This window comes from Aliterella sp. E5.1, assembly GCF_057473825.1.
In genome coordinates, this window is sequence record NZ_JBYCCV010000324.1 from 1 (window position 1) to 1,549 (window position 1,549).

Sequence of the window (1,549 nt, forward strand, 5' to 3'; positions counted from 1 at the left end):
GTAAAAGTCTTCTTGAGGCGCAGCTAAAATGTCACTAAAGGTCAGGGTTAAAGGGTTAGCGACGGTGCCATTAATTTTTAAGTGCCAATCTTCAACCTTGATCCGGGAAGGTAAAGCATAGGATTGTACATAAAATTCGCTTAAAGGCGTGATCAGGTGCTCAGGAAGGGGGGACTCAGGAGCTTGCAGAGCCGCAGGAAAGAGGGTTGCCAGGGACTGTTGATTGCAACCACTCAGTAAATTGGCGGCAATCAGCCCCCCAGACGCTTGAAGGGCCTGTTGAAGAACTTGACGACGTTTCACTAAAAACCTCAGACATCAGGGTATACCAGGATTAACACTTCCCTGCCTTACTAAAAGTAGTGTAACCCTGGATACTCCTACGCTCCAACATTTCAAGTACAACTTTGAATAGAATCAAGCGTGACTGAGTCTAAGCAATCCATTCAACCAAAATTACAATTTAGCGTTCACTCGCGCCTTAATCTGGGGAACATTAAAAAGAGTAAACTTGAATAAATTACAGCGGAAAAACTTGTGAGCCAAACAGCAAATAAGTCGGGGGAACGCTGGAACCGTGACGCAGCAAAGCTATCTAATCCAGTCAATCAGGGTTGCAGTCGTTGTGAAAGACTTCCCAGAAATGTTGCAAACACCGGCAGTCTTTACCTGTTGTTTCCCCTCGGTCATACCCGAGATAAGGTCGCGCAATTTCTACGCCAGTCTGGTCAGCCAGTCAAATTATTGCCAGATGGGCAGGGCATTATTTTGGCCCTTCAAAATGCTGAAGTGAAACAACTTGCTGCAGGGCTAGCAGCGCTGCTGAGTGCTCGGGAGCTCAAAGACACCCAAGTCTTATTGATGAGCGATAACTCAGAACCCCAGCTACGAGATTTCCCTCGCACAACCTCTTTGCAGCGATTTATTACCCTGAGCCAATCTGATTGGCTACTGGAGATCATTGCCGCCGGACGCATTAGCAGCTATTTCCAACCAATTGTCTCTGCTAAGGATCCTGCTAACATCTTTGCCCATGAGGCGTTAATGCGAGGGTTTGATCAAGCGGGCAACCTGGTTTCACCTGGAGTAATGTTCGATGTGGCCCGGGAGGCGGACCTGCTTTTTCAACTTGATTTGGCTGCTCGTCACAGTGCCATTCAAGCTGCCAAGGAACACCAACTGCGATCGCTGATTTTTATTAACTTCACGCCCAGTTCCATCTACGACCCGGCGTTTTGCCTGCGCTCTACGGTCAGGGCAATTGATCAAGCTGGCATTCCCCATCACAAAGTTGTCTTTGAAGTCACCGAGTCTGATCGCAGCCAGGATCTGTTGCATCTGCAAGAAATTTTGAGTTTCTATCGCCAGGCAGGCTTCCGGATGGCCCTGGATGATCTGGGCGCAGGGTATTCCGGCTTAAATCTCATTCACCAACTGCGGCCTGACTTTATCAAGCTGGATATGGAGCTGATCCGGAATGTGGATCAAGACCCCTACAAAGCCCTGATTGCCGAAAAACTGCTCGATATAGCCCAACAGCTAGAGATCA

At 48.3% G+C, this 1,549-nt stretch carries 1 protein-coding gene and 1 pseudogene; one reads left to right on the forward strand and one right to left on the reverse strand.

Annotated elements, in window-relative coordinates; all coding sequences use genetic code 11:
• Positions 1-303 (reverse strand): annotated as a pseudogene (locus AC2VE5_RS26820) (molybdopterin-dependent oxidoreductase); the annotation flags it as partial.
• A gap of 234 nt (positions 304-537) precedes the next feature.
• On the opposite strand from AC2VE5_RS26820, the gene AC2VE5_RS26825 reads away from it, so the two are divergent.
• The coding region (locus AC2VE5_RS26825) for an EAL domain-containing protein (protein ID WP_486890586.1) at positions 538-1,549 on the forward strand (1,012 nt) is incomplete at its 3' end.